Here is a 23,701-nt window from a genome sequence, read left to right on the forward strand (position 1 = left end):
GAAGCGAGGTGGGTAGCAGGTACCGGACATACCTCGGTCCCCGCCGTCGTGACGGGGACCGAGAGAGTCGGGGCAGGGGCCCAGTGGGACCGTCAAGAGGGCGCGCTGCGGGCCTCCGCGAGCGTGCCCGCCCGTCGCCCCGTACTGCTACGCGCAAGTAGCTGTGCGCCCGCGGCCAGGACGCTCAGGCCGAGCCCTATGCCCCAGACGGTCAGATACGCGGTGAGCGCCGGGGTGTCCGTCGTCCCGACGACCAACGTGCCGAGGACCGCCGCGAACACCGCCCCTGCGACGCTGCCGCCGAGTGTCTTCAGGTTGTTGTAGACGGCGGCGGCGCTCGCCGTGCGGTCGGAAGCGCTCCCCTCCACCACGACCGACGGCAGCCCGCCGAGGGCGAGCCCCATGCCGATGCCCACCGCCCCGTACGCCCCTACGAACAGCGGCAGCGCGGAGTGGCCGGCCATCAGCCCGGCGTTGCCGACCGCGATCAGGGCGAACGCGCCGAGGAGCGTGCGCGCGTACCCGATCCGGGCAGCGATTCCCGCGCACAGCACCGACCCCAGGAAGGCCATGACGTGCGGGATCGCGCCCCAGACACTGATCTGCCAGGTGGCAAGGCCGAATCCGTAGCCCTCGTCGCCCGGCGACGCCGCGAGGAAGCTGACGGCCACGCCCTGCCCTCCCATCATCACCGCGCCGAGAACGAACCCGGAGGCGTAGTGGGGAGCCGCTCGGCGACGGGCCACCGCCCGGAGGTCCACCAAGGCGTGCGGCCGGGCCAGTTGGATGCGGGTCCACCACCACAGCAGAGCGCAGGACAGCGCCACCGCGGCGAGTGTGCGCGGGGAGAGCCACCCCCAGGCCGTGCCGCGCGAGATCGTGCCGAGCAGCGTCACCAGGGCGACCGCGAGGAGAACGGCACCGGCCCAGTCCATGCGGCCGGTCGCCCGGGTGGCCGACTCGGGGATGGCGAGGAAGGACACGACCAGGCACCCGACGGCCAGCGCCGCGAGTACGGCGAGCGTGGGACGCAGCCCGCCGACGGCCGAGAGGACCGGACCCACCAGCACATGGCCGAGGAGTGAGCCGAGGGTGAGCGCCCCGACCAGGAGCCCGACGGCGCGGCGGCCGCCGTCCACGTCGAGACGGTCGCGCACCAGGCCGATCTCCAACGGCAGCAGCGCGGCCAACGGGCCCATGAGTGCCCGGCCGAGCAGCAGGACCGGCAGGTTCGGCGCGACGGCGACCAGGACGGTGCCCACGGCGACACAGCCGAGCGCTACGCGGACAAGGCGCCGGTGGCCGTAGAGGTCACCGAGGCGGCCGAAGGCCGGGACGCTGACGGCGGCCGCGAGGAACTGGGCCGTCGTGAACCATTGGGCCTGCGCCGTGCTGAGGTGCTGCCACTTCTCGACCTCCGGGATCAGTGGCGGCGCGGCGCCCTGCAACAGTCCGCTGACCAACTCGAAGGCGACAAGCAGACCTACCACGGCGGTGACCCTGGCCGGGGCGGACGGCGAGGTGGTTCGCGACGTGGGGCAACCGCCGGGCTTCTCCGGCGCCGTCATGTCGCCGCACCCGCCGCGAGGCGACGCTCGGCGAGCTCCGCGAGGAGCGCGGCCTGGCGGTACAGGACCCGGTCGTCGAAGACGGCGTACGGTGAGTGGTTCATCGGAGCCTCCTCCAGGTCCACGCCCTCGGGGGCCGCGCCGACGAGGAGCATCGCGCCGGGGGTGCGCCGGAGGACGAACGCGAAGTCCTCCGAGCCGTTCGCAGGGTGCGGGGCCTGCCAGGCCTGGTCGGCGCCGAACAGGTCGCGGGCCGTGTCGAGGGCGAAGGCGGTCTCGCCGGGTTCGTTGACGGTGACCGGATAGGCCACGTCGTAGTGGACCTCCGCCCCGATGCCGTGCGCGTCCGCGATGCCGCGGACCAGTCGGGGCAGGCCCTCGATGAGGCGCTCGTGATTGCCCTCGGAGTAACTGCGCACCGTGGCCTCGAACTCGGCCGTCTCCGGGATGACGTTCTGCTTCGTACCGGCGTGGAAGCTGCCAACGGTGACGACCACCGGATCGAAGATGTCGAAGCGGCGGGTCACCCAGTTCTGCAGGGCGGTGACGATCTCGCAGGCGACGGGGACCGGGTCCTTGGCGCTGTGCGGGGTCGCGCCGTGCCCTCCCTTGCCGCGCACCGTCACCCGGAGCAGGTCGGAAGCGGAAGTGATGGTGCCGGGACGGGAGGCGATCATGCCGCCGGGGACCCGGTTGGCGGCGACATGCAGCGCGTAGGCCGCGTCGAGAGGCTTCCCCGCCGCGTCGAGTACACCCTCCTCGATCATCGCGCCGGCGCCGTTGTGGCCCTCTTCGCCGGGTTGGAACATGAACACCACGTCGCCGCGCAGGTGTTCACGGCGTTCGGCGAGGAGCATGGCCGCGCCGACGAGCCCGGCCGTGTGCAGGTCGTGACCGCAGGCGTGCATGGCGCCCGGGGTCCGCGACCTGTAGTCCACCCCCGTCTTCTCGGTGACGGGGAGGGCGTCCATGTCGCCGCGGAGCAGCACGGCGCCGCCGGGCCGACCGCCGCGCAGGACCGCCGTCACGGAGCTGAGGTTCTTGCCGAGGGTGATGTCCAGCGGAAGACCGTCGAGGGCCGCGAGGACCTTCTCCTGGGTGCGGGGCAGCTGGAGTCCGAGCTCGGGTTCGCGGTGCAGGGAGCGCCGCAGCCCGGCCAGTTCGGGCTGGAGTTCCTTGGCGCGTTCCGTGGTCGACATGCTGGATGAACCTCCTGGTACGGTGCCGGCGGTAACGAGGTCAGACTGACGCCATGAGGCATTTCGGAGCAGAAACTCCCAGGAAAGACGCAGAGGCAGCGTGATGACGCAGGATTCCGTGCATGCGCTGGACCATGTGGATCAGGCACTGGTGCACGCGCTCCAGATCGCGCCACGGGCCGGCTGGGCCCGGATCGGCGCCGCCCTCGGCATGGACGCGGTGACGGTCGCCCGGCGCTGGGGCCGGCTCACCGACACAGGCGCCGCCTGGATCAGCTGCCACCCCGCTCCGGCCCTGGCCACGTCGGGCCAGGGATGTCTGGCGTTCGTCGAGGTCGACTGCGCGAACGGGAGCCTGCTGTCGGTCGCCCGCGAACTCGCCGAGGAGCGGCACGTGTCCGCCGTCGCGCACGTCAGTGGCGAGCGTGACCTGCTCCTGACCGTCATGGCGCCGGACCCGGTCGCGCTCACGCGCTGGGTGACCCGCCGGCTCGGCGCGATGGACGGCATCGTCACCACCCGCACTCATCTGGCGAGCACCGTCTACGCGGAGGGGAGCCGGTGGCGGCTGCGCGCGCTCGACGGGGACCAGATCTCCCGCCTCGCGGCGGAGGAGGTACCGGGTTCCGACGCGCCGGCATTCCCGCTGACCTCCCTCGACCACCGCCTCGTCGCCGCGCTGTCGGTCGACGGCCGCGCGACGTATCGCGCTCTCGCGGACGTCTGCGGGGTGAGCGCCGACACCGTCCGTCGCCGGACGGCCCGCCTCTTCGCGGCGGGCCTGGTGCAGACGCGCTGCGAGGTGGCGCGTCCTCTGTCGGAGTGGCCCGTGTCGGTGTATCTGTGGGGCCAGGTCGCGCCCGGGGACCTACGGGCCGTGTCCGCCCAGGTCACCGGCATGCGCGAGGTACGTCTGTGCGCAGCGGTGATCGCCCGCCACAATCTCAAACTCGTCGCCTGGGTCCGCTCACTCGACGACGCCCAGCGCTTCGAGGTGCGGCTCGCCGAGCGCGTGCCGGGGCTGACCGTCGCCGACCGGGCGGTGGCCCTGTGGCCGATGAAGCTGAACGGCCATCTGCTCGACGAGCGCGGTTACCACGCGGGGGCGGTCCCGCTCGACATCAGCGGGCTGCCGCAGGCGTGAGGGCCTGCCCGCTCGCCCCGGTCGGCATCGACGCTCGAACGTGTCGCCGAGCCGCTCCCGTCACTAGGTACATGCCAATGCCTTGACGCCACGGCGGCCACTCCTTTAAATCAAGAAGTGAAGGAAGTGCCTCAAGTGGCCGCCGTCGGCGTTCACTTCCAGATGCTTCATTCGCCTTCTTGTCATGCACTCGACCCCCCACACGACCCCCACCGTGAAGCGATGTGATGACCGTGCGCTCATCCTGGCGCCGCCGCGCCTCCCTGTACGCCGCCTCCCTTGCCTGCTGTGCCGCGAGCCTGGCGGCGGTCCCCACCGGCGCGTCCGCCGCCCCGGCGCCCGTCGGCAGTACCGCGAAAGCCGCCGCCGCGGCCACGTTCACCGACGACTTCAACGGCGCCGCGGGCTCGGCCGTCGACGGCGGCAAGTGGCAGATCGAGACCGGCGACAACGTCAACAACCATGAACGGCAGTACTACACCGCGGGCAACAGCAACGCCGCGCTCGACGGCCAGGGCAACCTGGTCATCACGGCCCGCAAGGAGAACCCGAACAACTACCAGTGCTGGTACGGGCGTTGCGAGTACACCTCGGCCCGTCTCAACACCTCGGGCAAGTTCACCCAGGCCTACGGTCATGTCGAGGCCCGGATGAAGGTGCCGCGCGGACAGGGCATGTGGCCCGCGTTCTGGATGCTCGGGGACGACATCGGCAGCGTCGGCTGGCCGGCGAGCGGCGAGATCGACGTCATGGAGAACGTCGGCTTCGAACCCGGTACGGTCCACGGCACGCTGCACGGCCCCGGATACTCGGGCTCGGGCGGCATCGGCGCGGCCTACTCGCTGCCCGGCGGACAGGCCTTCGCGGACGGATTCCACACGTTCGCCGTGGACTGGGCCCCGAACTCCGTCAAATGGTCGGTCGACGGGAACGTCTACCAGACCCGTACGCCCGCCGACGTCGGCGGCAACCAATGGGCGTTCAACAAGCCGTTCTTCCTGATCCTCAACCTCGCGGTCGGCGGCTACTGGCCGGGCGACCCCGACGGCAGCACGAGCTTCCCCCAGCAGCTCGTCGTGGACTACGTCCACGTCACCACCCAGTAAACAGGGGGTGATGTCCCGGGGCGGCCGGTGTCCTACGGACCCGCCGCCCCGGGACATCGACGACGTCTGGTTCACGGTGCCGCGGGGTCGTACCCCGTCAGCTCGTCCGTCAGCGCCATCAGGCGCCGGCGCGCCTCCTTGTCGTAGGCCTGTTCGTGGGCGCGCGTCTCCGTGAAGCGGTCGAAGTACCGGCCTGTGGTGGACCCGAGCTCAGGGTCCGTGATCAGCCGCACCGTCGGCCTTACGCCCTCCTCGATTCCCGTCATCGGGGTGAAGCCGTACGCTCGCACGCCCTCCGTGTCCATGAGATGGGCCGGGTGCAGGGCGTTGACCGTGACACCCGTGCCGTCGAGTTCCGCGCCCAGCTCGAACGTCGCCATGATCAGGGCGAGCTTGCTGCGGCAGTACGCCCGCAGCCCTTCGTAGTCCCGCTCCAGCATGACGTCGTCGAAGTCGATGCGCTCCTGCCCCATGGACGCGACGTTGACGACGCGGGCGGGGGCGGAGGCCCTGAGCAGGGGCAGGAGGCCGCGGATCAGGGCGTACGGGGCCAAGTGGTTGACCGCGAACCGCAGTTCGTGCCCCTGCGCGCTCAACTCCCGCCGCAGCGGCTCCGCGCCGGCACTGGCGACCGCGTTGTTGACCAGCACGTCGAGACGGGGTTCCACATCGCGGATCCGGTCGGCCATGGCACGCACCTGGTCGAGGTCCGAGAGGTCGGCGAGGTATGTACGGACCGTGGCGTCCGGTGCGGCCCTCCGCACATCGGCGGCCACCGCTTCGAGCCGCCCCGTGTCGCGGCCATGCAGGAGGAGGGTGTCGCCGCGCGTGGCGAGGTCTAGCGCGATGCCACGGCCCAGGCCCTGGGTCGCTCCGGTGATCAAGGTGATGCGTGGGTTCATGACGCCCATCCTGGACGGCGCGGCTCCGCAGGTGGGGGAGCGCGCCACGCATGGTGTTCCCACCACCGCTCATCGATGCGCGCGTCTCTCCTCCCGCCGTTCGGCGACCGCCGCCGCCAGCTCCCGCACGTCGGGGTCCGGGTCGGCCACGAGGCGGTCGAGGAGCGCGTCGACCCCGGGCGTCGACCAGCCGGCGACCGCGTCGGCGAGAGCCTCGCGCACCGCCGGCTCCGGGTGGTCGGCGAGCGGCGAGAGGCGTTCCACCGGGCCCCGCCGGCGCAGGCCGAACCAGTGCAGCGCCTCGCACAGCGCCGTGGCGTCGCCCGGATCTCCGGCCGCCTCCACGCGTCGCAGCAGGACGGGCGCGGGGGGCGGCGGGCCGTCGTGCGGGTGCGGCCTGCGTTCACGCAGCCGCCGGGACCCGTATTCGCCTCGCACCCGGCAGCCCGCGCACGTGCACGGCACGACGCCGTGCGCGTCGGGGAAGTAACGCCAGCCGGTCACCTGGCGGACGGCGCGGACGCGCTGCACCTCGCGTTTGGCGACCGCCCGGGGGACGAACACCTCCCACCCGCGCGGGTCGTCCATCGCGGCCAGGCGGCGCACCGCGTCGCCGGCCGTCGTCGCCAGCGGTTCGCGGTGGTACCGGCCGACCGTGACGGGCTCGTCGTCGGGCAGCCGCACCTGGACGGCGACGAGCCCGCGCGGCCCGCCGTGCCGTGCCAGCTCCCGCAGCCACTGGTGCGTGAGCGTGTACGACGCGAGCACGGGGAAGCAGAACACCCCGCGCCTGCCGTCGTGGCGCTTGCCGGCGGCCCGGATACCCGCCCGCCTGATGCGCGCCGCGTTGGCCTGGGGCGTCAGGTGTACGAACAGTGCCATGGCCGCGATCCTAAGTGCCGCCCTCCGCCGACCGGCCGGTGCGTCACTTGCCCAGTTCGGCGGCGCGAGCCACCCGGCGGGCGAACACACTGTCCTTCGCTTCGTCCATCTCGCCCAGCGCGGCCTTGCGTTCGCGTCGGGCAAGCCGGTCCAGATACGTGCGGCCGTAGAGGTGATCCGTCTCGTGCTGGAGGCAGCGTGCGAAGTAGCCCCGACCCTCGATCACCAGCGGATCTCCCTCCTTGTCGCGGCCCCGGACGACTGCGTGGTCCGGCCGGGGCACGAGCTTGTAGGGGCCGGGGACCGACAGGCAGCCCTCCGACTCCTCGGCCAGGACGCGCTGCGCGGCGGGCAGTTCGTCGAGGACGGGGTTGGCGATGTGTCCGACATGACGCACGCCCCAGTCGTCCGTGATGTCCCACACGAACAACTGGAGGTCCACATCGACCTGGTTGGCGGCGATGGCCGCGCCGTCCGCGACAGCGTTCGTGGCAAACATGTCGTCGATCAGGCACGCCAGTTCGGGAGTTCCGAACTCCGTCACCTCACGGCAGCGGCGGTGCAGGATCTCCTCCCCCACGACGGTGATGCGGCGCACCGTTCCGCGCGCGACCTCCGGCGGAAGGGCCGGGTAGGAGTCCACCGGAACACCCTGCACCCGCACCCTGAGATCTTGTGATGTTCCGTCACTCAGCCGAAAAGACATGGGTGTTGACGCCTCCTGAGCACGCCGAAGGAGGACCGGGAGCGCGCCCTCGGACCGGCTCGGCAAACTTGACCGACTTGACCAACCACTTTGCAAAGTAGCACTCTTTGCAAAATGAGCGACAAGGAACGACGCACAGCGCCCGCCGGCCCTGACCTCGGCTCCGGCTCCGGCTCCGGCTCCGGCTCCGGCTCCGGCTCCGGCCCGTGGGTCCCGCAGCACGGAGCGCGCCGGCCCCTGCCCGACCACCCGGTCCGGATCGCGCTCCTCGATCTGCTCGCCGAGGTCGGCACGGTCACGTCCACCGAGGCCGCAGCCCGCCTCGGACACAGCTCCGGCCTCTGCTCGTTCCATCTGCGCCAGCTCGCGCGCTACGGCCTCATCGAGGAGGCGCCCCCCACGGACGGACGGGCCCGGCCGTGGCAGTTGCGCTGGGAGGCCGACCACCTGACGGACCAGGCCGGCGGGGTGGAGTTCACCGCGCCGGCCCACGGCCTCGAGGACGAGAGCTACCGTCGCCGCCTCGCCCACCTGGAACAGGCTCCGGCGGCGTGGCGGCACGATGATTCGTTCAGCGCGGCGCTGCGCCTCAGCCCCGACGAGGTGACCCAACTGGCCGTGTCCATGCGTCAGTTGATGACAGAGTTCCAGGCGCGTCACGACAGGGCCGCGACGCGCCCGGCGGACACCGTGGCGGTCGCGGCCGTCGCGCGGCTGTTCCCCCTGCTCGACGAGGACGCTGCTCCCACCCAGCGGCAGATCGAACCCCCGACAGGGTCTAGCGGATCTTGAAGCTGTCCACGATCAGATAGCTGCCCGTCTTCATCACGCCCTTGATGGTGTGCTCGCCCGGCGTCAGGCCCGACCTGGTGAACACGGTCTGCTGATGCTGCCGAGTGGGGCTGGAGTTGTCGATCGTGCCCGCCGGTTGCCCGTCCACGTACAGGTCGACCTGCCCCTCGTCGCTGTTGATCTGGGTGATGACGTCGATCGCCGTGCCGTTGAAGGTGAGCTCGAAGGAGTCGCCCTTGTTCTGTGTGGCGTGCACGTCGTCGGCCCAGCCGCCCCCGCCGCCGCGCGAGGCGTTCTTCCAGTCCCAGCCCGAGCCGGTGTACACGACCCCGGACGTGTTGTTGATCTGTTCGCCCGACTCGGGCTTGCGGACGGTGAGTTGCGTGGCGGCCTGGTTGCGCCAGATCGTCAGCGGGACGTCGGCGCCCGGGGCCGAGCGGTTGTAGACGCTCCAGAAGCTGTCGCGGCCGGTGACCTTCTTGCCGTCGATCTCCCGGATGACGTCGTTCGTCCGCAGGCCCTGCCGGTACGCCTCCGACGTGGTGGGGACGGTGGGCAGATGCAGACCGTCGTAGTCGGTCAGCCCCGTCGCCGACTTGACCGCGTCGGAGTAGATACGTGTGGCCGAGGCCCCGAGCAGTGGCTCCTGGAACGCGTCGAGCGTGTCGGTGGGGGTGTCGTCGACCCATTCGAGCGGGGGCGGCGTGGGGCTGCCGGCCTTTCCGAAGCCGTCCATCGCGAAGGGACGGAAGCCGAGGGCGCGCGCCGGGGAGTCCGCCTGGAGCGTGTAGTCGAGCTTCTTCGGGTCGGTGAAGGGCGAGGCTCCGGTGAACTCGGGGTCGGCCGTCACCGAGTGCGTGTCGAGGCCGAGGGCACGCCACGCGTCGGTCACGCCGGTGACCGGCCTGCCGTTGTTCCAGAACAGGTTGTTGTCGACGGACGGCCTGCTCTTCGCCATGTCGGCCTGGATCAGGCTGTAGGGAGTGCCGGTGACGAAGATGTTCTTCTCCACCGTGTCGCCGCTGTCCGCGTACCAGACGTGGAAGTGGGCGCCGCCGTTGACGAAGATGTTGTTGCGCACGGTCCGGTGGAAGCCCTCGCGGAGCTTCACCCCGCCGTTGAGGAGGAGGTTGTCCTCGATGAGGTAGTTCGAGCTTCCGTCGTCCAGGTCGATGTCCCAGTGCGAGGAGTGGCGGATCCGGTTGTGCCGGATGACGGTGGTGTCCGTCGCGTCGAGCTTCGCGTACGACTTCTTCGTCGCGTCGTCGGCGGTCAGCGGCCAGAACCGGTCGCGGCCCCAGGAGTTGATCGGCCCGTGGTCCGAGGTCTCCTTGACGCAGTTGAAGATGTCGTTGTTCTCGATGACGTGTCCACCCCAGGTGCCGTCGTTGATGTCGACGCAGGCACGGGGTCCGTCGTGGATCGTGTTGCCGTCGACGGTGACGCGCCGGCTCATCGAGATCTGCACGCCGGAGGTCTGCTTCTCGAACTGCCCGTTGTCGTGCATGTAGTTGCCGCTGACGCGGATGTCGCGCGGGTAGTTCTCGGACTTAGGGCCGGGTGTGGTGTCCGTGATGGTCTTGCGCATGCTGTCCCAGGTGGACGGCTCGCGTACCGCGTCGCGGTTGCCCACGACGGCGACGTCGGAGGCGCCCGAGTGGCTGAACTCGTTGCCGGAGACGGTGTCTTCGCGGTTGTAGCCGTCGACGAAGAGGGCGTTTCCGCCGACCTGGTCGAAGAGCGAGTCGCGTACGGCGACGTTCTCGGTGTTCTTGAGGTGGACCGCCGCGGCGCGCGCGATCGCCCAGTCGCCGAGCTGGAGCTTCTCGTACGGCTGGTCGAAGAGGGTGCGGTGGGTGCGGGCGAACGTGAAGCCGGAGAGGCTCAGATCGTGCACGGCATCGTCCGGTCCGCCGCCCTGCACCCTGATGAGTTCGTCGAGTTCGGCGGTCTCGATGTGCGCCGAGGCGAGATCGGCGCCCTTCGGCGGGAAGAAGTAGAGCTTGCCGGCCGCCTTGTCGTAGAACCACTCGCCGGGGGCGTCGAGCTCCTCGAAGACGTTCTCCACCATGCGGTACGTGGTGTGCAGGCCACTGCCGCGGTTGTTGTCGCCCACCCAGTCGAGTTGCGGGGTGCCGTCGGCCTTCAGCCCGGTGACCCGGTAGGAGTTGCCGCCCCACTCCCCCTGGTGCAGGCCGCGTACGAGCGCGGTGGTGGGGTTCTTCCAGCGGGCGACACGCTGCGCCGAGATGGCGTCGGCCGCGTAGCCGCCCAGGATCGCGGTCTTGGGGTCGTAGTTGGGGTACCGGGCGAGGACCTGGCGTTCCCCGTCCAGGAAGAGACCGTCGAAGTCGAGACCGGCGCCTATGTCGGCGACCTTGACGGTGTCGTTGTACGAGGTCCACTCGGGCCGCAGCGATCGGCCGCCGCTGATGACGACGTGTTCACCGGGTGCGGCGAGGTAGCGGACCGGGGCGCGCTCCGTGCCCGAGTCTTTCGGGCCGAACGTCAGGGTGTGGTCCAGGCGGTAGGTGCCCGCGTGCACCACGACGTCGACGGGTCGCGCCCGGTGCTTGCGCACTTCCTTGCGGGCGGCTTCCTGGGCGCGCTCCACCGTGCGGAACGGCCTGGCCGCCGAGCCGTTGGCACGATCGCTGCCGGTGGGTGCCACGTGGAGGGTGACGGTCTTGCCACCCTCGGCCGCCGACGCGGTGGGCGCGACGGCGGCGCCGAACCCCAAACTGACACCCACCGCCGCGGCGAGCAGACCGGGAAGCGGGGATCTTCGGTTCTTGCGGAAACCTGGGACGGTACGCACGGGGACTCCTGAGGCCGGGCAGGTCGGGATTGACCATCGATCTACGGACCGAACATCCAATGTTTGATGGACAGTTGGCTCAATTGAGGAGCGTCTGGCCACGGAAGCTATAAATTCATCGGATGACTGTCAAGAGATGCTGCACGCATCGGCTTCTCGATGCCCCGTCGAAGGCATCCGGGCGGCAGAGGCGATCAACTACCCTGCCTGCGACCGCTGCAGCAGACCGGTCACCGCCGTACCCTCAGCTCCCCCTGCTTCCCGGCCCCCAGTGGCATACCTCAAGAGATGCGGTCCGTCATGCGCGAAGGCACCCTCGTTCACGCCGCCCCCGGCGTTCATCTGGTCCACGGCAGCAACACGAACTGGGTCATCCTGAGCGAGGGCGACGCCGTCACGCTCATCGACTGCGGCTACCCCGGCGACCGGCAGCAGGTCCTGGACTCACTGGCCGCGGCGGGCCACTCCCCCGAGGCGCTCACGGCGATCCTGCTCACCCACGCACACAACGACCACCTCGGATCCGCGGAGTATCTCAGCCGCACCTTCGACGCCCCGGTGTACGCGCACGAGGCCGAAGTCCCGCACGCCCGGCGCGAGTTCCTGCACCAGGTCTCGCTCGGCCGGGTCCTGCGCAACAGCTGGCGCCCTGGCGTCCTGCCCTGGGCCGTCCACGCCCTGCGCTCCGGCGGGACGACGGACGCCCGCGTCGAGCGGCCCCAGCCGTTCCCCACTGAGGGTGCCCTCGACCTGCCGGGCCGCCCGGTCCCGGTCCACACCCCCGGACACACCGCCGGCCACTGCGCCTACCATCTCCCCGGCGCGGGCATCGTCATCTCCGGTGACGGCCTGGTCACCGGCCACCCGATCTCGCGCACGCGCGGGCCGCAGCTCCTGCCCACCATGTTCGACAGGGACCGCGACCGCACCCGCGGTTCCCTGGACGTGTTCGAGAAGCTGTCGGGCGACATGGTGCTGCCCGGGCACGGCCCGTTGCACCGCGGTTCGGTGGGCGAGGCCGCCCGGACGGCACGCGACCGTGCGACTCCGGCGCGGCAGAGGTCGTGAGCGGTGCGGGAGCGGCCGTAAGCGGCCCGCCTGGTCGTAGGCGGCGCGGCAGTGGTCGTAACCGGCCCGCCTGGTTGTGACCGGTCCGTCTGCTTATGACCGGCCCGTCTGGTTGTGACCGGCCCGTCTCAGCCCCGCGAGCCGGAGCGGCGCCAGGCGGTGTACACACCCGCGCCCAGAGCGCCCGCCACCAGTGCGCTGCCCGCCACGAGTTGCGTGGCGTCGAGGTTGGAGAGGCTGCCGCCGTTACCGGCCTCCACGCCCCTCGGCACGGTCGGCGTGGTCGGCGTCGTGGGGCGGGCGCCGCCTCCGGAGATCGTCAGTTTGGCGGTGCCCCGTTCCCCCTTGCAGTCGAACGTCACGTCGTACTGGGCACCCGGCTTCGCGTCGGGGGAGACCTTGGCCTTCGCCGAACGGCCCCCATTGAGCGTGACGTCGTCGAAGACCGGCGCCGTGACACGCACGGTCGGCGTCTGGCACTTGGTGGCATTGATGGTGACCGTCCCGCCGGGAGACACGGTCGTCGGGGAGACCGTGTATCCGAAGGAGGTGACGTTGTGCCCGCCGCTGTCGGTGCGGCCGTCACCACCGGGGTCGACACCGGCGGAGTCCTTGACACCGGAGTCGGTGCCACCGGAGTCCTTGACGCCGGTGTCTGTACCACCAGTGTCCTTGACCCCGGTGTCTGTACCACCAGCGTCCTTGACCCCGGCGTCTGTACCACCGAAGTCCTCAATTCCGGGGTCGACAACACCTGAGTCCTTAACGCCGGCGTCTGTACCACCGGAGTCCTTGACGCCGGCGTCTGTACCACCAGAGTCCTTGACGCCGGACTCCTCAACGCCGGAGTCGATACCACCAGCGTCTTTTACGCCGGTGTCGGTACCACCGGAATCACTACCGCCGGAGTCACCGGCACCGGAGTCGATACCGCCGCCGGAGAGGGTGCCGCTGTCGGATTCGTAAGCGGTCGTGTTGTCGCCACCGTCGTCCGCCACGGACGCCGGCGCGGTCACGGACAGAAGCGCGGCGGCGCCGAACAGCGCTGCGGAAGCGAAACGTATGGCACGCACAGTGGACCCTCCAGACAGAAAACCCCCCTGACTGTGGGAACGCTAGGTTCGGCGCAGGACCGCAGCGACCCGGGCGCCGCCGAACGGACCAGCCCCGCGGCGCCCGGCATGGGCTCACGTTCAGTGACCGGCGAAGAGTTCCGTCACGAAGGCGTTGCCGAACTTCTCCGCCGGGTCCAGTTCCTGCCGTAGCCGCTGGAAGTCGGGGGCTCGTTCGTAGAGCGCGGCGACGGTACCGGGAGCCGTCGCCGTCAGCTTTCCCCAGTGGGGGCGCGCCCCGAGCGACAGCAGTCGCTCCTCGATGGCGCCGATGACCGGGAGTACGTCGTCGGGGCGGCGCACCCACGTGAAGTGGAGGGCGAGGGATGCGCGGCCGTGGCTCGGGCTGAGCCACAGGTCGTCCGCGGCGACCGTCCGGATCTCGGAGACGAGGAGCACCGGGGCGATCCGGTCTCCGAGGGCGCGCAGGGCCGCCATCGCGTCGGCCGCCGCCTCACGCGGCAGGAGCAGCTCGGACTGGAGCTCCTCGCCGTTGCTGGGGGTGAAGTCGGGGCGGAAGTGGGGAAGCCGCTCGTGCCACGGTCCGGGGACGCCCAGTTGCTCGGTGCAGAAGGCCGGTGGCATGCCGGGGACGGGGTGGCGCGGGCCGTCCGCGAGACGCCCGCCCATCCAGTGGTCTTCCGGAGCGCCGGTCGGCAGCCGGTCGGTGCGGCGCTTCAGCCACACCGTGGCGGTGTCCGCGCGCCAGTCGGTGAACGCGCTGACGCTGTACGCGGCGCCGAACACGGCGTCGAAGTCCTCGGCGATCCGGTCGAGCGGCACGTCGTCGTACACCCACTGGGCGACGTCGAACGCGGGCTCCACGGCGAGGGTCATGTCGACGACGACACCGAGTGCGCCGAGGTTGACGACGGCGCCCGGGAAGCGGTCCGGGTCTGAGGCGCGGTTCAGCGTCGCCCGCGTGCCGTCGGGGCCGATCAGCTCGATCCCGGTCACGGCGGAGGCCAGACCCTGCAGTGCGTTTCCTGAACCGTGCGTGCCGGTGGCGCACGATCCCGCGACCGAGATGTGCGGCAGCGAGGCCAGGTTGGCGAGAGCGAGACCCTGCGCCTGGAGCGCCGAGGCCACCTCCGCGTACCGCATGCCCGCCGAGACGCTCACGGTGGCGCGGTCCTCGGACACCCGCACCGGGCGCGCGAGCCCGTCCAGGAGGACCAGGTCGCCGTCCGTGTCCGCGATGCGGTTGAACGAGTGTCCGCTGCCGAGGACCCGTACCTTCTCGGCGGAGGCGACGGTCCGGCGCAGGTCGGCCTCCGACACCGGACGGTGGACCCGCGCCGGGCCGAAGGTGACGTTTCCCGCCCAGTTCCGCAGCGGTGTACCGGTCGCCGGCATACGCATGTCCGTTCTCAAGAGGTTCGCGTCTCGGGTCCCGAGGGGTTCAGGTCTCAGGTCTCAGGCCCTGAGGGTTTCACGTCCCCGGTCTCAAGGAGTTCGCGTTCACCTTTCGACGTCGATGACGCATGTTGCGAAAAACTAGAAGGATCTTGCCGGTGCGTCAAGGCGCGGAGGTCCACTGATCCTCTTGCCCCGTCTCACCCCCTAGAAGTTACGATCCGTACCGTGAACTCCTCAGCGGTGCAGAAGAAGCAGAGGCCGGCGTCCCAGGAGGCCCCCGAGGCCGGCGCGGCGACACTTGCCGAGATCGCCCGCGAAGCGGGGGTCTCCGCTCCGACTGTTTCGAAGGTCCTCAACGGCCGGGCCGACGTCGCTCCGGGCACCCGCGAGCGGGTCGAGGAACTGCTCCGTCACCACGGCTACCAGCGCCGCAGGGCCAACACCACGGCCATCCCCCTGCTCGAACTGGTCTTCCACGAGCTGGACAGCTCCTGGTCGATGGAGGTGATCCGCGGCGTCGAGAACGTCGCCCGCGAGGAGGGGCTCAGCCTGGTCCTGTCCGAGCACACCGGGCAGCTCAGCATCGGCCAGTCCTGGGTCGACGGCGTCCTGGCCCGCCGCCCCACCGGAGTGATCGTCGTCCTGTCGGGGCTCGACGCCGCCCAGCGGGCACAGCTCACCAGCCGCGACATCCCGTTCGTGGTCATGGACCCGGCGGGCGACCCCGGGGAGGACGTGCCCGCGATCGGTGCCACGAACTGGCAGGGCGGCCTGGCCGCCACCCGGCACCTGCTGGAACTGGGCCATCGCCGCATCGGTGTGATCGCCGGCCCGGCGGGGATGATGTGCAGCCGTGCCCGGATCGACGGCTACCGGGCGGCCCTGGAGACGGCCGGGGTGGCGTTCGATCCCGCGCTGATCCGCGAGGGGACCTTCCACCACGAGTCCGGCCACGCGGCCGGTCTCGAACTGCTAGGCCTGCCGGACCGGCCGACCGCGGTGTTCGCCGGCAACGACCTCCAGGCGCTCGGTCTCTACGAGGCGGCCCGTGAACTGGGCCTGCGGATCCCGGACGACCTCAGCGTCGTGGGCTTCGACGATCTGCCGCTCGCCCGCTGGGTGGGTCCGCCGCTGACCACCGTGCGCCAGCCCTTGGTCGAGATGGCCGAGGCGGCCGCACGGCTGACCCTCGACCTGGCACGGGGCAAGAAGCCCCCGACGCTGCGCATGGACCTGGCGACCCGTCTCGTCGTGCGGAGCAGCACGGCGGCGCCCGCCGAGCGCTAGCCCCCGCCCCGACGCTCATCGCCCCTCACGCCCGGCGGCGATCTTCGAAACTGTCGGCGCGCATCATTCGCACCCCTTCGGCGGCCGGAACCGGGCCGTCCCGCCGTCATGCCCTTTCGTCGCAAGGGCCGATCCCTGCCAGGCGCTCCACCGATAACGCTTCGGAAACCCGCACTCCGAGGGTTGACCGCCCCCTCGGCGCGCCATACCGTCACACCGCCCAGCATATTTCGCTCTCTTGACCGACACTTTCGAGAGGCTTCAAAGATGAAGACACCCGCACGGATCTCCCGCGCCGTCGCCGCAGGTGTGGCGCTCGCCCTCGGCCTGACCCTGTCGGCCTGTGGCGGCGGCTCCTCCGACTCGGCAGGCGGCGGAGACTCCGACAAGATCCACGTGCTGGTGTACGGGGACGCGGCCAACAAGGTCGAGAAGCAGCTCGTAGCCACCTTCAACAAGACGTCGAAGGTCAAGGCGGTCCTCGACACCATCCCGGGCGCCGACTACCAGCAGAAGCTGCAGACCATCATCAGCACCCCGCAGGCCCCCGACATCTTCTTCAACTGGGGCGGCGGCAGCATCAAGCCCTTCGTCGACGCCGACCTGCTGCTGCCGCTCGACGACTTCATCAAGGAGGACCCGGCCCTCAAGTCCAGCTTCCTGCCGTCGGTCTTCGACAGCGCGTCGGTGAACGGGAAGCCGTACGGCGTCCCGATGCGCGGCACACAGCCGGTGCTGCTCTTCAACAACAAGAAGGTCCTGGCCGACGCCGGTGTCACACCGCCCAAGACCTGGGACGACCTGATCGGGGCGGTGAAGAAGCTCAAGGCCAAGGGCGTCACCCCGATCGCGCTCGGCGGCGGCGACCAGTGGCCGACGCTGATGTGGTTCGAGTACCTCTACGACCGCGTCGCCGGCCCGAAGGTCTTCGAGAAGGCGCTCGGTGGAGACAAGAGCGCCTGGGAGAGCGCGGGCAGCAAGAAGGCGCTCGGCATGATCAGGGAGCTCGTCGACGCGGGCGCCTTCGGCACCAACTACGACTCGGTCAAGTTCACCGACCAGGGCTCGCCCACGCTGCTCGCCACCGGCAAGGCCGGCTTCGAGCTCATGGGTTCGTGGGAGTACTCGACCCAGCAGGACTCCCACCCCGCGTTCGCCAAGAAGGACCTCGGCTACTCCTCGTTCCCGACGGTCGCGGGCGGCACGGGTGACGCCGGCAACCTCGTCGGCAACACCAACAACTTTTACTCCGTGATGAAGAAGACGAAGCATCCCGAGGCCGTCGCCGCGTTCCTGAAGCTCCAGTACTCCGACGAGTTCGTGAAGGCGCAGCTGGGCATCGGCAATCTGCCGACCACGACCAACACGGAGAAGTTCCTCGGCGCCTCCGCGAGCCCCGCGTACTCGAAGTACCAGTTCGACCTCGTGAAGAAGGCCCCGTCGTTCCAGCTCTCGTGGGACCAGGCCTACCCCCAGTCCGCCTCGACGCCCATGCACCAGGCGGTCCAGCAGTTCTTCAACGGCGGGCTCGACACCGACGGCTTCATCAAGGCCATGCAGGCCTTGCCCACCGCGTGAGCCCGGCTGCCGAGATGACCACCACTGTCTCCAAGGCCGCGGTCGTGGCGGAACGGCGGCCCGCGAAGCGGGGCACGGGGGGTGTGGGGCGCCCGGGTTTCGCCTGGGCGCTGCCCGCCACCGCGTTCTTCGTCCTGTTCGCCGTCATCCCGCTCGTCCTCGTCGCCGTGCTGTCGTTCACGAGCTGGAACGGTCTGGGCTCGCCCCGGTTCGCCGGGCTCGACAACTGGACCAAGCTCTTCGACGACCCGGTGATGCTCAACAGCCTCTGGCTGAGCGTGCTGGTCACCGTCCTGGGCGTGCTCGTCCAGACGCCGTTGAGCATCCTGCTCGGCGTCTGGGCGGCGGGCCGCCAGCGCAACCGCGCGATCCTGTCCGCGATCTACTTCGTCCCGCTGCTGCTGTCCGCCACCGCGGTCTCCGTCCTGTGGCGCACCCTGCTCGACCCCAACTTCGGTGTGCCGTCGCAGGCCAAGTGGCTGTTCGGCGACGGCAATCTGCTCGGTATGCAGAGCGGGGCCATCGGGGTGCTCGTCTTCGTGGGCGCCTGGCAGTTCACCCCGTTCCACACCCTGATCTACCAGGGCGCGGCGCGGGCCATCCCTCAAGTCCTCTACCAGGCGGCGCAGATCGACGGGGCGGGCACGGTGCGCCAGTTCTTCCACATCACGCTGCCGCAACTGCGCAACACCATGATCACGTCGATGATCCTGATGGTCGTCGGCGGCCTCACCACCTTCGACACCGTCCTGATCCTGACCCAGGGCGGCCCCGGCACGGACACCACCATCAGCGCCTACTACATGTACCAAAAGGCCTTCAAGAGCTTCGACTTCGGCGCGGGATCGGCCATCGCACTGCTTCTGGTGGTGGTCGCGACGGTCATCTCCCTCGTCGTCGTTCGGGTCTCGGGCTACGACAAGATGCGCAGCTCGGTGGAGGGCCTGTGAGCAAGCAACGCCCCAACTACCTGGCCGGCCTGGGCTCCCTGGCCTGGCTGATCATCGTCGGCGCACCGCTCTACGTCCTGGTCTCGGCCTCGGTGCAGTCGCGCGCCGACTACGGCGCGAGCGGGCCGCTGAGCCTGCCGCGGCACTTCACGCTGCGGAACTACCTCGACGACTTCTCCACCGGCTTCGGCCGGTACTTCCTCAACACGGTGATCGTGACCGTGTGCGTGGTCGCCATCGTCCTCGTGGTGGTGCCGCCGCTGTCGTACACCATCGTCCGCAGTCGCGGCCGCGTCACGACCGCCGTCTTCCGTCTCTTCCTGCTCGGTCTCGCCATCCCCGCGCAGGCGGTGATCGTGCCGATGTTCTACGTCATCAGCAAGGCCGGGCTCTACGACAACCTCATCGGCGTCATCCTGCCGACCGCCGCCTTCTCGCTCCCCATGTGCGCCCTGGTCCTGACCGGCGTGATGCGCGACATCACCCCGGATCTCTACGAGGCCATGGCCATCGACGGCGCGTCGTCCTGGCGGGTGTTCCATCAGCTCGTGCTCCCGCTGTCGCGGGGCGGGCTGTCCACGATCGCGGTCTTCTCCGCCCTTCAGGCGTGGAACGGCTTCCTGTTCCCCCTGGTGCTCACCCAGTCCGACTCCACCAAGGTGATCACCCTGGGGCTCTACAACTTCCGCACCCAGTACGGCATCAACGTCCCGGGGCTGCTGGCCGCCGTGGTCCTTTCCATGGTGCCCGTCCTGCTCGTCTACCTGTTCGCCCGGCGCACCCTGGTCCAGGGGCTCATGGGCGTGGGAGGAAAGTGACCCACAACGTGGCCGTAACGACAGACTCCACCACCACACCCCTGTGGCGCGACACGACCCTCGACCACGAGACGCGCGCCGACGCCCTCGTCGCCGAGATGACCCTCCAGGAGAAGGTCGCCCAGCTGTTCGGCGTGTGGGTCGGGGCGTCCGACGAGGGCGGCGAAGTCGCCCCGTACCAGCACGAGATGGAGGAGGTGGTCGACCTCGAGGCGCTGCTGCCGCACGGGCTCGGGCAGCTCACCAGGCCCTTCGGCACCGCGCCCGTCGACCCCGCCCTCGGCGCGCTGTCCCTGCTGCGCACCCAGCGCCGCATCGCCGCGGGAAACCGCTTCGGCATCCCGGCCGTGGCCCACGAGGAGTGCCTCGCGGGCTTCGCCGCCTGGGGCGCGACCGCCTACCCCGTCCCGCTCTCGTGGGGCGCGACGTTCGATCCGGCGCTGGTGCGGCGCATGGCCGGGGCCATCGGGCAGGACATGCGTTCCGTGGGTGTGCACCAGGGTCTCGCCCCTGTGCTCGACGTCGTGCGCGACGCCCGGTGGGGCCGCGTCGAGGAGACCATCGGCGAGGATCCGTACCTCGTCGGAACCCTCGGCACCGCCTACGTCCGGGGCCTGGAGTCCGCCGGGATCGTCGCCACCTTGAAGCACTTCGTGGGCTACTCCGCCTCCCGTGCGGGACGGAACCTCGCGCCCGTCGGCATGGGACCCAGGGAGCGCGCCGATGTGATGCTGCTGCCGTTCGAGATGGCGCTGCGGGAGGGCGGAGCCCGCTCGGTGATGCACGCCTACACCGACACGGACGGCGTCCCTTCAGCTGCCGACGAACAACTGCTCACGGGGCTGCTGCGGGACACCTGGGGCTTCACGGGGACGGTGGTGGCGGACTACTTCGGTGTCGGGTTCCTCAAGACCCTGCACGGTGTCGCCGCCACGTGGGGCGAGGCCGCCGGGGCCGCGCTGAGCGCCGGGGTGGACGTGGAACTGCCCACCGTCAAGGCGTTCGGGCAGCCGCTCCTCGACGCGGTCGCGGACGGTCGGGTGTCCGAGGCCGTCGTGGACCGCGCGCTGCGCCGCGTGCTCGTGCAGAAGGCGCAGCTGGGCCTTCTCGACGGCGGGTGGGACGCGGTGCCGCCGGCGCTGGCCGGTGCCGACCTCGGGGACCCCCGGGCGCTGCGCGGAACCGTGGCCCTCGACACCGCGGACCGCCGCGCCCTCGCCCGGGAGGTCGCCGAACAGGCCGTCGTGCTGCTCCGCAACGACGGCACACTCCCCCTGGACCGGCCCGCCAGGATCGCGGTGGTCGGCCCGACCGCCGACACCGCGACGGCCGTCCTCGGCTGCTACGCGTTCCCGGTGCACGTGGGCGCGAGGCACCCCGAGGTACCGGCCGGCATCGAACTGCCCACCCTGATCGAGTCGTTGAGGGCCGAGTTCCCGGACAGCGAGGTCGTCACCGCGCCCGGGTGCGGCATCGACGACACCGGCACCGACGGTTTCGCCGAGGCCGTGGAGCTGGCCCGTGGCGCCGACGTCGTGATTCTCGCGCTCGGCGACCGCGCCGGCCTCTTCGGCCGGGGCACCAGCGGCGAGGGCTGCGACGCGGACTCGCTCGCGCTGCCGGGCGTGCAGGAGCAGCTCCTCGACGCGCTCCTGGACGCCGGCACACCGGTCGTGGTGACGCTCCTGGCAGGGCGCCCGTACGCGCTCGGCCGTGCGGTACGGGAGTCGGCCGCCGTCGTCCAGTCGTTCTTCCCGGGCGAGGAGGGCACCCCCGCGATCGCCGGTGTGCTCAGCGGGCGGGTCGCCCCGTCGGGACGGCTGCCGGTCAGCATCCCGAACGGCCCGGGGGCCCAGCCGTCCACGTATCTGGCGGCGCGGCTCGGGCAGGTCAACGAAGTGTCGAACATCGACCCGACTCCGGCGTTCGGCTTCGGACACGGTCTGACGTACACGTCGTTCGACTGGTCCGATCTCACCGTGGAGCGCGCGACGGTCGGCACGGACGGCGAGGCCGAACTCGCCTTCACCGTGCGGAACTCGGGTGAGCGGGACGGGACCGAGGTCGTGCAGCTCTATCTGCACGACCCGGTCGCCTCGGTCGTGCAGCCCGTCCAGCGGCTGGTCGGGTTCGTGCGCCTGGCACTCGCGCCGGGGCAGGCCGCGCGGGTCGGGGTGGCGGTGCCCGCGGATCTCGCCTCGTTCACCGGGCGGGACGGTCGGCGGATCGTCGAGCCGGGCGAACTGGAGCTGAGGCTCGGGGCGTCCAGCACCGATGTCCGGCTGACCGCGCAGGTGACGCTCACCGGTCCCGTGCGGGCGGTGGATCACACCCGCAGGCTGCACGCCGATTTCGGCGTCACCCCGTCCTGAACCAGCCGTGGCCCGTACCTTCCAGGAAGGTACGGGCCACGCGTCACGGGCGCGCTACCAGATGCGCACGCGGTCCGCCGGGTCGAGCCACAGGCCGTCGCTGTCCGACGTGCCGAACGCGTCGTGGAACTCGTCGAGGTTGCGCACGATGTTCGCGCGGAACTCCGGCGGCGAGTGCGGGTCGATCGTCAGGTACTGCTGCTCCTGCTCCTTGCGCCGCTTGGTGCGCCAGCAGTAGGCCCAGTTGAGGAACAGGCGCTGGGAACCGGTCGTGGCCTCGTGCTCCGGCGACGGGGTGTCGCCGAGCGAGATGACGTACGCCTTGTGGCCGATGGTCAGGCCGCCGAGGTCGCCGATGTTCTCGCCGACGGTGAGCGCGCCGTTGACGGACTCGCCGGGCAGGTTGCGCGGCGAGAAGCCGTCGTACTGCTCGATGAGGGCCTTCGACTTGGCCTCGAACGAGGTCTTGTCGGAGGCGGTCCACCAGTCGTTGAGGTTGCCCGCGCCGTCGTACTGGGCGCCCTGGTCGTCGAAGCCGTGGCCGATCTCGTGGCCGATCACGGAGCCGATGCCGCCGTAGTTCTCGGCCGGGTCGGCGTCGGGCGCGAAGAACGGCTTCTGCAGGATGCCCGCGGGGAAGCAGATCTCGTTGGTGCCCGGGTTGTAGTACGCGTTCACCGTCTGCGGCAGCATGAACCACTCGTCGCGGTCGACCGGCGAGCCGATCTTGGCGAGCTCGCGGTCCGTCTCGAACGCCGCGGCCGCCTGCGCGTTGGCGACCAGGTCGTCCGCGGTGACCTGGAGCTTCGAGTAGTCGCGGAACTTGTCCGGGTAGCCGATCTTGGGGCGGAACGTGGCGAGCTTCTCGTACGCCCGCTCCTTCGTCTCGTCGGTCATCCAGTCGAGCTGGGCGATCGACTGGCGGTAGGCCTCCAGGAGGTTGGCGACGAGCTCGTCCATCATCGCCTTGGACGCCGGCGGGAAGTGCCGGGCCACGTACTCCTTGCCGACGGCCTCGCCCATCGCGCTCTCGACGAGCGCGACGCCGCGCTTCCAGCGTGCGCGCAGCTCCGGGGTGCCGTTGAGCGTGCGCCCGTAGAAGTCGAAGTTGTTCTGGACGAAGGCGTCCGAGAGGTACGGCGCCGCGGCGCGCAGCACGCGCACCAGCACCCAGTCGCGCCACTGCTCGATGGGGAACTCGGTCAGGACCTGGGAGAGGTGGGCGAAGTACGAGGGCTGCCGGACGCAGGTCTCGGCGATGGTCGCGTCGGTGCCACCGAGCCCGGCGGTGTAGCCGTGCCAGTCGAACTCCGGCGTCAGGGACTTGAGTTCGTCCAGGGCGGTGAGGTTGTACGTCTTCTGCACGTCACGGGTCTCGGCCCGCTCCCAGTGGCCCGCGGCCAGCCTGGTCTCGATGGCGAGGACCGTCCGCGCGGCGGCCGCGGGGTCGGCGTGCTCGGCGAGCGTCAGAAGATCGGTGAGGTAGGTGACGTACTTGTCGCGGATCTCGGCGAACTTGTCGTCCCGGTAGTACGACTCGTCGGGCAGGCCGAGGCCGCCCTGCACGACGTTGACGAGGTAGCGGTCGGAGTTGCGGTCGTCGGTGTCGACGTACGACCCGAAGAGGCCGGAGCCGCCGACGCGCTCGAAGCGGCCGAGGAACGTCGCGAGGCCCCGGAGGTCGGCGATGGCCGCGACCTCGTCGATCAGCGGGCGGGCCGGCGCGAGGCCGAGCGCCTCGATGGCCTGCTCGTCCATGAAGGAGGCGTAGAGCGCGGCGATCTTGTGCGCCTCGCCGGCGTCGGCCGAGGTCGACTCGGTCCCGGCCGCGAGTTCCTCGATGATCGCCTTGACCTGCTCCTCGGCGGTGTCGGCGAGCTGCACGAAGGGGCCCCAGCTCGAGCGGTCCTCGGGGATCGGCTCGGTGTCCAGCCAGTGGCCGTTGACGTGGCCGAACAGGTCGTCCTGCGGCCGGATCTCGGGGTTCATACCCGGGCGGGCGTCATCAAGAATGCTCATCGAGGCAGCTTATGCGAGGCG

The 23,701-nt window shown here is 70.5% G+C and carries 18 protein-coding genes; 9 read left to right on the plus strand and 9 right to left on the minus strand.

What is annotated here, in order from left to right; genetic code table 11:
* Nucleotides 1-92 precede the first annotated feature (92 nt).
* Both LGI35_RS07115 and LGI35_RS07120 read right to left on the minus strand, forming a co-directional pair.
* Nucleotides 93-1,490, minus strand: coding sequence for an MFS transporter (locus LGI35_RS07115; protein ID WP_227293046.1), 1,398 nt, complete (start codon nucleotides 1,488-1,490; stop codon nucleotides 93-95).
* A 74-nt stretch (nucleotides 1,491-1,564) separates the two neighbouring features.
* Complete coding sequence (locus tag LGI35_RS07120) at nucleotides 1,565-2,767, minus strand: M20 metallopeptidase family protein (RefSeq protein ID WP_227293047.1); 1,203 nt, start codon at nucleotides 2,765-2,767, stop codon at nucleotides 1,565-1,567.
* 103 nt (nucleotides 2,768-2,870) lie between these two features.
* On the opposite strand from LGI35_RS07120, the gene LGI35_RS07125 reads away from it, so the two are divergent.
* On the plus strand, nucleotides 2,871-3,911 hold the full coding sequence (locus tag LGI35_RS07125) for an Lrp/AsnC family transcriptional regulator (protein ID WP_227293048.1): 1,041 nt from the start codon (nucleotides 2,871-2,873) through the stop codon (nucleotides 3,909-3,911).
* 227 nt (nucleotides 3,912-4,138) lie between these two features.
* A complete protein-coding gene (locus LGI35_RS07130) occupies nucleotides 4,139-5,017 on the plus strand; it encodes a glycoside hydrolase family 16 protein (RefSeq protein ID WP_227293049.1) in 879 nt (292 codons plus the stop codon).
* A 71-nt stretch (nucleotides 5,018-5,088) separates the two neighbouring features.
* Here LGI35_RS07130 and LGI35_RS07135 read toward each other — a convergent pair whose 3' ends face one another.
* The 3 genes from LGI35_RS07135 to LGI35_RS07145 form a co-directional block, all read right to left on the minus strand.
* Complete coding sequence (locus tag LGI35_RS07135; protein WP_227293050.1) at nucleotides 5,089-5,919, minus strand: SDR family NAD(P)-dependent oxidoreductase; 831 nt, start codon at nucleotides 5,917-5,919, stop codon at nucleotides 5,089-5,091.
* 69 nt (nucleotides 5,920-5,988) lie between these two features.
* Nucleotides 5,989-6,801 carry a HEAT repeat domain-containing protein gene (locus LGI35_RS07140; protein WP_227293051.1) on the minus strand — a complete coding sequence of 271 codons (813 nt, stop codon included), beginning with the start codon at nucleotides 6,799-6,801 and terminating at the stop codon, nucleotides 5,989-5,991.
* A gap of 43 nt (nucleotides 6,802-6,844) precedes the next feature.
* A complete protein-coding gene (locus tag LGI35_RS07145) occupies nucleotides 6,845-7,507 on the minus strand; it encodes a peptide deformylase (RefSeq protein ID WP_227293052.1) in 663 nt (220 codons plus the stop codon).
* 114 nt (nucleotides 7,508-7,621) lie between these two features.
* Between LGI35_RS07145 and LGI35_RS07150 the strand changes: the two genes are divergently transcribed.
* A complete protein-coding gene (locus tag LGI35_RS07150) occupies nucleotides 7,622-8,299 on the plus strand; it encodes a winged helix-turn-helix domain-containing protein (protein ID WP_227293053.1) in 678 nt (225 codons plus the stop codon).
* Here the strand turns inward: LGI35_RS07150 and LGI35_RS07155 are convergent.
* Nucleotides 8,286-11,117, minus strand: coding sequence for a right-handed parallel beta-helix repeat-containing protein (locus LGI35_RS07155; RefSeq protein ID WP_227293054.1), 2,832 nt, complete (start codon nucleotides 11,115-11,117; stop codon nucleotides 8,286-8,288). The two genes, LGI35_RS07150 and LGI35_RS07155, sit on opposite strands and share 14 nt — an antisense overlap.
* A 300-nt stretch (nucleotides 11,118-11,417) precedes the next feature.
* Between LGI35_RS07155 and LGI35_RS07160 the strand changes: the two genes are divergently transcribed.
* Nucleotides 11,418-12,185, plus strand: a complete 768-nt coding sequence (locus tag LGI35_RS07160) for an MBL fold metallo-hydrolase (protein WP_376568422.1) — start codon at nucleotides 11,418-11,420, stop codon at nucleotides 12,183-12,185.
* A gap of 128 nt (nucleotides 12,186-12,313) precedes the next feature.
* Here the strand turns inward: LGI35_RS07160 and LGI35_RS07165 are convergent, their stop codons facing one another.
* The gene (locus LGI35_RS07165) at nucleotides 12,314-13,258 is read right to left on the minus strand and encodes a hypothetical protein (RefSeq protein WP_227293056.1); all 945 of its coding nucleotides are present in this window, start codon (nucleotides 13,256-13,258) and stop codon (nucleotides 12,314-12,316) included.
* 120 nt (nucleotides 13,259-13,378) lie between these two features.
* Entirely contained in the window at nucleotides 13,379-14,653 is a 1,275-nt protein-coding gene (locus LGI35_RS07170) for a D-arabinono-1,4-lactone oxidase (protein WP_227293057.1), read from the minus strand.
* A gap of 243 nt (nucleotides 14,654-14,896) precedes the next feature.
* Here LGI35_RS07170 and LGI35_RS07175 point away from each other — a divergent pair, with 243 nt between their 5' ends.
* The 5 genes from LGI35_RS07175 to LGI35_RS07195 all read left to right on the plus strand — a co-directional run bounded on the left by LGI35_RS07175 (nucleotide 14,897) and on the right by LGI35_RS07195 (nucleotide 21,661).
* On the plus strand, nucleotides 14,897-15,943 hold the full coding sequence (locus tag LGI35_RS07175) for a LacI family DNA-binding transcriptional regulator (RefSeq protein WP_227300226.1): 1,047 nt from the start codon (nucleotides 14,897-14,899) through the stop codon (nucleotides 15,941-15,943).
* A gap of 267 nt (nucleotides 15,944-16,210) precedes the next feature.
* A complete protein-coding gene (locus tag LGI35_RS07180) occupies nucleotides 16,211-17,521 on the plus strand; it encodes an ABC transporter substrate-binding protein (protein WP_227293058.1) in 1,311 nt (436 codons plus the stop codon).
* A 14-nt stretch (nucleotides 17,522-17,535) separates the two neighbouring features.
* Entirely contained in the window at nucleotides 17,536-18,471 is a 936-nt protein-coding gene (locus LGI35_RS07185; RefSeq protein ID WP_227293059.1) for a carbohydrate ABC transporter permease, read from the plus strand.
* Nucleotides 18,468-19,289, plus strand: a complete 822-nt coding sequence (locus LGI35_RS07190) for a carbohydrate ABC transporter permease (RefSeq protein WP_227293060.1) — start codon at nucleotides 18,468-18,470, stop codon at nucleotides 19,287-19,289. The genes LGI35_RS07185 and LGI35_RS07190 overlap by 4 nt, the downstream gene beginning before the upstream one ends.
* On the plus strand, nucleotides 19,286-21,661 hold the full coding sequence (locus tag LGI35_RS07195; protein ID WP_227293061.1) for a beta-xylosidase/alpha-l-arabinosidase: 2,376 nt from the start codon (nucleotides 19,286-19,288) through the stop codon (nucleotides 21,659-21,661). Before LGI35_RS07190 ends, LGI35_RS07195 begins: the two co-directional genes overlap by 4 nt.
* Before the next feature lie 54 nt (nucleotides 21,662-21,715).
* Here the strand turns inward: LGI35_RS07195 and LGI35_RS07200 are convergent, their stop codons facing one another.
* A complete protein-coding gene (locus LGI35_RS07200) occupies nucleotides 21,716-23,680 on the minus strand; it encodes a M13 family metallopeptidase (protein ID WP_227293062.1) in 1,965 nt (654 codons plus the stop codon).
* Nucleotides 23,681-23,701 lie beyond the last annotated feature (21 nt).

The organism is Streptomyces longhuiensis (assembly GCF_020616555.1).
Lineage (GTDB): Bacteria > Actinomycetota > Actinomycetes > Streptomycetales > Streptomycetaceae > Streptomyces > Streptomyces longhuiensis.

Bases quoted from the DNA above. Each gene is read 5' to 3' on its own strand.
- LGI35_RS07160 (WP_376568422.1), top strand. From the start codon at position 11,418: ATGCGCGAAGGCACCCTCGTTCACGCCGCCCCCGGCGTTCATCTGGTC.
- LGI35_RS07170 (WP_227293057.1), bottom strand. From the start codon at position 14,653: ATGCCGGCGACCGGTACACCGCTGCGGAACTGGGCGGGAAACGTCACC.
- LGI35_RS07200 (WP_227293062.1), bottom strand. From the start codon at position 23,680: ATGAGCATTCTTGATGACGCCCGCCCGGGTATGAACCCCGAGATCCGG.
- LGI35_RS07130 (WP_227293049.1), top strand. From the start codon at position 4,139: ATGACCGTGCGCTCATCCTGGCGCCGCCGCGCCTCCCTGTACGCCGCC.
- LGI35_RS07180 (WP_227293058.1), top strand. From the start codon at position 16,211: ATGAAGACACCCGCACGGATCTCCCGCGCCGTCGCCGCAGGTGTGGCG.
- LGI35_RS07145 (WP_227293052.1), bottom strand. From the start codon at position 7,507: ATGTCTTTTCGGCTGAGTGACGGAACATCACAAGATCTCAGGGTGCGG.
- LGI35_RS07185 (WP_227293059.1), top strand. From the start codon at position 17,536: ATGACCACCACTGTCTCCAAGGCCGCGGTCGTGGCGGAACGGCGGCCC.
- LGI35_RS07150 (WP_227293053.1), top strand. From the start codon at position 7,622: ATGAGCGACAAGGAACGACGCACAGCGCCCGCCGGCCCTGACCTCGGC.
- LGI35_RS07135 (WP_227293050.1), bottom strand. From the start codon at position 5,919: ATGAACCCACGCATCACCTTGATCACCGGAGCGACCCAGGGCCTGGGC.
- LGI35_RS07120 (WP_227293047.1), bottom strand. From the start codon at position 2,767: ATGTCGACCACGGAACGCGCCAAGGAACTCCAGCCCGAACTGGCCGGG.
- LGI35_RS07125 (WP_227293048.1), top strand. From the start codon at position 2,871: ATGACGCAGGATTCCGTGCATGCGCTGGACCATGTGGATCAGGCACTG.
- LGI35_RS07140 (WP_227293051.1), bottom strand. From the start codon at position 6,801: ATGGCACTGTTCGTACACCTGACGCCCCAGGCCAACGCGGCGCGCATC.